This is a genomic window from Staphylococcus caeli (assembly GCF_051413795.1).
GTDB classification, from domain to species: Bacteria; Bacillota; Bacilli; order Staphylococcales; family Staphylococcaceae; genus Staphylococcus; species Staphylococcus caeli_A.
In genome coordinates this window covers 75,388-81,650 of sequence record NZ_JBOIRQ010000012.1, presented here as the reverse complement: position 1 = coordinate 81,650, position 6,263 = coordinate 75,388, and the positions used below count along the sequence as shown (strand labels likewise).

Genomic DNA, 6,263 nt, shown 5'->3' with positions numbered 1-6,263 from the left:
CATCGACCAAGAAAGTGTCTTAATTGGTGTACACCTTATGAAATTTTCACTGTAAGTCTGTTGCAGTTAAATTGACAATTCATCATATAAAAATAGTAATTGTAAAACCAGATTAATGATAAAGTGAACTGAAAATCATACTTATATATGGAATTGATATTACCAACACGCATAACAACAAAAAAAGAGCGAGACAGAAATCTAATTTTTGTAAAAAGATTTCGGTGTCTCGCTCCGGCAAGAATAACTATTAAAAGTATGCAAAAACTAAAGTTTTGCATAAACGTGACTATACATCACTTACGAAATAGTAACGCTTTAAATATATAATATTAAAAAAATTATGAACTTCATTTTTTATAGCTAAAGTTTTAAGTAAGTTCTAAATCAGCTTGTTTTACTTCTTTAATAATTTCAGCTGTGTCATAACAATTTGTTGAGATATTTGCATATCTTTCAGCCAAACGATAAGCATTGATATACAATTCTAAACTTTCTTTAGCGATATCTTCTGGATCTTCACTTTTTGATGGGTTTGCTGTAACAACTAAGTCAGCAAAATGTTGTGGATCAATATTAATTGACATGTATTCTTTCCAACTCCTATATTTTTGGATTATTACATTTCTATTATTATTTATACCACTAATAATATATTTAAAACTTTGTTGATTTAATAAAATTTAACCAAGAGCCTTTTCAACCTTATTGAATTGCATTAAACTAAGACTATGAGAGGATGAACATATCAATGAGATTACTTTTTATCGGTGATATTGTAGGTAAAGTAGGTCGAGAGGCAATAACTACATATTTATCAAGACTGAAACAAACATATCGCCCAACGGTTACTATTGTAAATGCAGAAAATGCTGCACATGGTAAAGGATTAACTGAAAAAATATATAAAGATTTATTAAGAGAAGGCGTAGACTTTATGACTATGGGGAACCATACATACGGACAACGTCAAATTTATGATTTTATAGATTCTGCAAATCGTATGGTGCGTCCGGCGAACTTTCCAGAAGAAGCGCCAGGTGTAGGTATGCGTTTTATTCAAATAAATGAGGCGAAATTAGCTATTATTAATTTACAGGGTCGTGCTTTTATGCAAGATATCGATGACCCTTTTAAAAAAGCAGATGCTTTAATTGAAGAGGCACAAAAAGAGACAGATTATATATTTGTGGATTTTCACGCAGAAACGACTTCAGAAAAAAATGCAATGGGCTGGTATTTAGATGGTAGAGTAAGTGCTGTTGTAGGCACACATACACATATTCAAACATCAGATGAACGAATATTGCCTGGCGGTACTGGTTATATCACCGATGTAGGTATGACAGGATTTTATGATGGTATTTTAGGCATAAATAGAAATGAAGTGATTACACGATTTATTACGAGTTTGCCACAACGACATGTAGTACCAGATGAAGGACGTAGCGTGTTATCGGGTGTTATAATCGATATTTACAAAGAAGGTAAAACAACACATATTGAACGTGTTTTAATTAATGATGATCACCCATTTTAGAAGTATCGTCCATTAGTATGAATTTAAAAAACTACCACTCTTTACATAGTAATAGAGTGGTTTATTTTGATATGATGAATAATGAATTATTATAACCACTAGGAGGCAAGATGATATGAAATCACAAGTATCATGGAAAGTGGGCGGACAACAAGGTGAAGGTATAGAGTCTACAGGTGAAATCTTTGCTACTGCTATGAATCGTAAAGGATATTATTTATATGGATATCGTCATTTTTCAAGTAGAATCATGGGCGGACATACAAACAACAAAATAAGAGTTTCTACAACGCCTGTACATGCAATAAGCGATGATTTAGATATTTTAATCGCGTTCGATCAAGAAACAATAGAGCTTAATCATCATGAAATGCGTGAAGATAGCGTTATTATTGCTGATAGTAAAGCGAAACCAGAAAAACCTGAAAATTGTCGTGCACAGTTAATAGACTTACCATTTACTGCAACTGCTAAAGAACTAGGCACTGCACTTATGAAAAACATGGTGGCAATTGGTGCAACGTGTGCCGTGATGGATCTTGAAATATCTGATTTTGAGACATTAATTACAAATATGTTTACTAAAAAAGGCGAAAAAGTTGTGAGTTTAAATATAGAAGCATTGAACGAAGGTTATCGTTTAATGAAGGCACAACTTGATTCTGTCGATAGTGACTTTGTTTTAGAAGAGACAGATGGAACACCACATCTATTATATATGATTGGTAATGATGCGATTGGTTTAGGTGCATTATCTGCAGGTTCACGTTTTATGGCAGCTTACCCAATAACGCCAGCATCTGAAATCATGGAATATATGATTGAAAACCTGCCTAAGGTCGGCGGTACTGTTGTACAAACTGAAGATGAGATAGCTGCTGCAAATATGGCGATTGGTTCGAATTACGCTGGTGTACGTGCATTTACTGCGAGTGCGGGTCCAGGTTTGTCACTAATGATGGAAGCAATTGGTTTATCTGGAATGACTGAAACGCCATTTGTTGTTATAAACACTCAACGTGGTGGACCATCAACAGGTTTACCAACAAAACAAGAACAATCAGATTTAATGCAAATGATTTATGGTACACATGGTGATATTCCTAAAATTGTCGTTGCACCAACAGATGCAGAGGATGCATTCTATTTAACGATGGAAGCTTTTAATTTGGCAGAAATATATCAATGTCCAGTGATTATATTAAGCGATTTACAATTATCATTAGGAAAACAAACTGTTGATCAGTTGGACTACCGTAAAATAGAAATCAATCGTGGTGAAATGATTCAATCAGATATTGAACGTGAAGAAGACGATAAAGCATACTTTAAACGTTATGCTTTAACGGATAGTGGTATTTCACCAAGACCTATTCCAGGTGTAAAAGGTGGCATACATCATGTCACAGGTGTCGAGCATAACGAAGAAGGTAAACCAAGTGAGGTTGCAAATAATAGACAGCAGCAAATGGATAAACGTATGCGTAAAACAGAACACCTATTGATTCAGGATCCTGTGGAAGCAGATGTAACTCATGAATCAGCAGATATTTTATATCTTGGATTTATTTCAACTAAAGGTGCAATTCAAGAAGGTAAATCTAGATTGGAATCGCAAGGTGTGAAAGTGAATCATTTACAGATTAGACAATTACATCCGTTCCCAAGCGAAACGATTCAACAAGCTGTAGATAATGCATCCAAGGTAGTTGTCGTGGAACATAATTATCAGGGGCAACTTGCGAGTATTATAAAAATGAATGTCAACTTGGGTGATAAATTAGTGAAACAAACTAAATATGATGGTACACCATTTTTACCACACGAGATTGAAACTAAAGGTATTGAAATTGCAAAAGCATTAAAGGAGTTGGTGTAAATGGCAACATTTAAAGATTTTAGAAATAATGTTAAACCTAACTGGTGTCCAGGTTGTGGAGACTTCTCAGTACAAGCGGCTATTCAAAAAGCAGCAGCAAACGTTGGTTTAGAGCCAGAAGAAGTGGCAATCATAACAGGAATCGGATGCTCAGGCCGCTTGTCAGGTTATGTTAACTCTTATGGTGTCCATGGTATACATGGTCGTTCATTACCTCTAGCACAAGGCGTTAAAATGGCGAATAAAGATTTAACTGTTATTGCTTCTGGTGGTGACGGCGATGGTTATGCTATAGGTATGGGGCATACGATACACGCATTACGTCGAAATATGAATATGACCTACATTGTTATGGACAACCAAATTTACGGTCTAACTAAAGGTCAAACATCTCCATCTTCGGCACAAGGATTTGTGACTAAATCAACACCAAAAGGTAATATCGAACAAAATGTTGCGCCATTAGAATTGGCATTGTCTTCAGGTGCGACGTTTGTAGCACAAGGATTCTCAAGTGATATTAAAGGCTTAACGAAAATGATTGAAGATGCAATTAACCATGATGGTTTCTCGTTCGTTAATGTATTCTCACCATGTGTCACATACAATAAAGTAAACACGTATGATTGGTTTAAAGAAAACTTAACAAGTATTGAAGATATAGAGGATTATGACGTTGCAGACAAACAAAAAGCAACTCAAAAAGTATTAGAGTATAACTCATTGATTAAAGGTATTGTCTATCAAGATACAGAAACACCATCGTTTGAATCACAAATTGATGAAATGAATGGTACACCATTAGCAAAACAAGATATTCATATCGACGAAGCACAATTTGAAGCATTAACGAAACAATTTGTGTAATTCTGATTTATAAACTATTGATATTTAAAGCTGTTACATTATTGACTGATAAGGCACCATCGCCGTATCATTATAATCGATAATGTAACAGCTTTTTACTTTAACAAGGGCTTTCAGTATGAAGCTACTATTTAAAAAATTGGAGGATATCACCTTGGTCGACCACTATCGCTCAATGACAGCGCTTATAGCTCAAACACTTCCCAGCAAAGATTGGGAAATAATTTCACAAGATAACCAAACAACTGCACTTGTTACAGCAGTTCACGGTGGTGCAATCGAACGTGGTACTTCAGAAATTGCGCAATTAACCAGCGAATATGACGGTTTAAGTTTCTATACTTTTAAAGGAACAAGAAAGAATAAAAATAATGAATTGCATGTAACCTCTAGACATTTTGATGAACCAAATCTAAAATCAATGGTCAAACGGCATGCATATATTATTTCTTTTCATGGATGTATGGGTAACCAAGCAGAGGTCTATATAGGTGGGAAAGATTTAGCACTTGCGAAAAGGATACAACAGCATCTTGAAGCAATCGGAGTTACTGTAAAACCAGCACCAGCTCATATTTCGGGTATGCATGCAGATAACTTTGTAAATGAAGGTACAAGACTGCAAGGTGTTCAATTAGAATTGACGGTTGCGCTCAGGAAAAAATGCTTCAAAAATAATAAATACAACTTACATGATAGAGAAAATCGAGAGAATTGGTCGCAGTTTATGTTTGAGTTTACATCGGCAATTAATACAGCATTACATGAGCTAATAAATGAGGGGTAAAGAAATAATATATTATACAATCTTTACATAATCTTAAGTTAGTCGTCTTTTTCAAAGGGAATATGATGTATATAGTATATTCCCTTTGAAAGGAGCTTATGTATGGCAGATAAATATAAATCAATGACAGAGTTAGAAGCACAAACAACTGAAAACGAGGATTGGGAAATTGAATCAAGAGATTTGGAAGGTGACGTCATAATCACAGCAATTCATGGTGGTGGTATTGAACCGGGTACAACCGAGCTTGCAGATTGGACTGCGCAAAAAGGTCAGTTTGATTATTTTACTTTTAAAGGTATGAAATCTAAAGACAACGAGGAACTTCATGTAACTTCACGTCATTATGACGAACCGAAATTAATGGAAATGATAAAGCCGAAAAGTAAAGCAGTCGCTATACATGGTTGCGTAGGAGAAGCACCAATTGTATATATTGGTGGCAAAGATCAACAGCTTATTCAAGAAATGACTACCCAATTTGAAGAATTAGGTATTAAGGTCGATCAAGCACCAGAACACATTTCAGGCGCGCATGATGACAATATCATTAATTGTTGTCAAACAGGTGAAGGTGTTCAGTTAGAATTAACTGCTGAATTGAGAAAAATGTGTTTTGAAAATCACAAATATAATAAAAAGAGTCGTGAAGATGAATCGAATCGCAGTCAGTTCATGGATGACTTTACTGATGCGATGGTTAATGCCATCCAGAACGTTAAATAATGTTTGATAAAATGACAATGTTACGCTATTATAGATTCATAATATCTACAATAGAAAGTTGATGACGTATGAAATATTCTAAAGCTACGGATTATGCATTACATGTATTATTATATATGATTAACAATGATGGAGATTCCAAAAAAATCCCTGTACAATCACTCGCTTCAGCACTCAATATTTCAACAACGTATTTATCAAAGATTCTGACTCGTCTTGCTAAAGTAGGCATAATTAGCGCAAATAGTGGTGCTAAAGGTGGCTATCAGTTGAAAAGAGGTTGGCAAAATTATTCATTTTATGAAGTGATAACAACGATAGAAGGCAATCAAAAGTTACTAGAAGATAGTTTTAAACATGATAAGCAATGTCCTATAAAATTAGTCATGGATGAAGCGGAGCAGGCGCTAATTAATACATTACGCCAAAAAACTTTAAAAGATTTGTCATAAAGATTAATGCTT

General features: G+C 34.6%; 7 protein-coding genes. 6 read left to right on the top strand and 1 reads right to left on the bottom strand.

Features of this window, described 5'->3' with window-relative positions:
• Positions 1-371 precede the first annotated feature (371 nt).
• A complete protein-coding gene (locus ACSULM_RS07910) occupies positions 372-587 on the bottom strand; it encodes a hypothetical protein (RefSeq protein WP_436853729.1) in 216 nt (71 codons plus the stop codon).
• Positions 588-751: 164 nt separating this feature from the next.
• On the opposite strand from ACSULM_RS07910, the gene ACSULM_RS07905 reads away from it, so the two are divergent.
• The 6 genes from ACSULM_RS07905 (at position 752) to ACSULM_RS07880 (ending at position 6,251) form a co-directional block, all read left to right on the top strand.
• Positions 752-1,540 carry a TIGR00282 family metallophosphoesterase gene (locus ACSULM_RS07905; RefSeq protein ID WP_436861919.1) on the top strand — a complete coding sequence of 263 codons (789 nt, stop codon included), beginning with the start codon at positions 752-754 and terminating at the stop codon, positions 1,538-1,540.
• A gap of 115 nt (positions 1,541-1,655) precedes the next feature.
• Positions 1,656-3,419 (top strand): 2-oxoacid:acceptor oxidoreductase subunit alpha, encoded by a 1,764-nt coding sequence (locus ACSULM_RS07900; protein ID WP_436861917.1) that lies wholly within the window; start codon positions 1,656-1,658, stop codon positions 3,417-3,419.
• On the top strand, positions 3,420-4,286 hold the full coding sequence (locus ACSULM_RS07895) for a 2-oxoacid:ferredoxin oxidoreductase subunit beta (protein WP_436861915.1): 867 nt from the start codon (positions 3,420-3,422) through the stop codon (positions 4,284-4,286).
• Between the two features lie 118 nt (positions 4,287-4,404).
• A complete protein-coding gene (locus ACSULM_RS07890; RefSeq protein WP_436861913.1) occupies positions 4,405-5,073 on the top strand; it encodes a poly-gamma-glutamate hydrolase family protein in 669 nt (222 codons plus the stop codon).
• 102 nt (positions 5,074-5,175) lie between these two features.
• The gene (locus ACSULM_RS07885) at positions 5,176-5,799 is read left to right on the top strand and encodes a poly-gamma-glutamate hydrolase family protein (RefSeq protein ID WP_436861912.1); all 624 of its coding nucleotides are present in this window, start codon (positions 5,176-5,178) and stop codon (positions 5,797-5,799) included.
• A 68-nt stretch (positions 5,800-5,867) separates the two neighbouring features.
• Entirely contained in the window at positions 5,868-6,251 is a 384-nt protein-coding gene (locus tag ACSULM_RS07880; RefSeq protein WP_436861910.1) for an RrF2 family transcriptional regulator, read from the top strand.
• Positions 6,252-6,263 lie beyond the last annotated feature (12 nt).

Bases quoted from the DNA above. Each gene is read 5' to 3' on its own strand.
- ACSULM_RS07910 (WP_436853729.1), bottom strand. From the start codon at position 587: ATGTCAATTAATATTGATCCACAACATTTTGCTGACTTAGTTGTTACA.
- ACSULM_RS07905 (WP_436861919.1), top strand. From the start codon at position 752: ATGAGATTACTTTTTATCGGTGATATTGTAGGTAAAGTAGGTCGAGAG.
- ACSULM_RS07900 (WP_436861917.1), top strand. From the start codon at position 1,656: ATGAAATCACAAGTATCATGGAAAGTGGGCGGACAACAAGGTGAAGGT.
- ACSULM_RS07895 (WP_436861915.1), top strand. From the start codon at position 3,420: ATGGCAACATTTAAAGATTTTAGAAATAATGTTAAACCTAACTGGTGT.
- ACSULM_RS07890 (WP_436861913.1), top strand. From the start codon at position 4,405: ATGAAGCTACTATTTAAAAAATTGGAGGATATCACCTTGGTCGACCAC.
- ACSULM_RS07885 (WP_436861912.1), top strand. From the start codon at position 5,176: ATGGCAGATAAATATAAATCAATGACAGAGTTAGAAGCACAAACAACT.
- ACSULM_RS07880 (WP_436861910.1), top strand. From the start codon at position 5,868: ATGAAATATTCTAAAGCTACGGATTATGCATTACATGTATTATTATAT.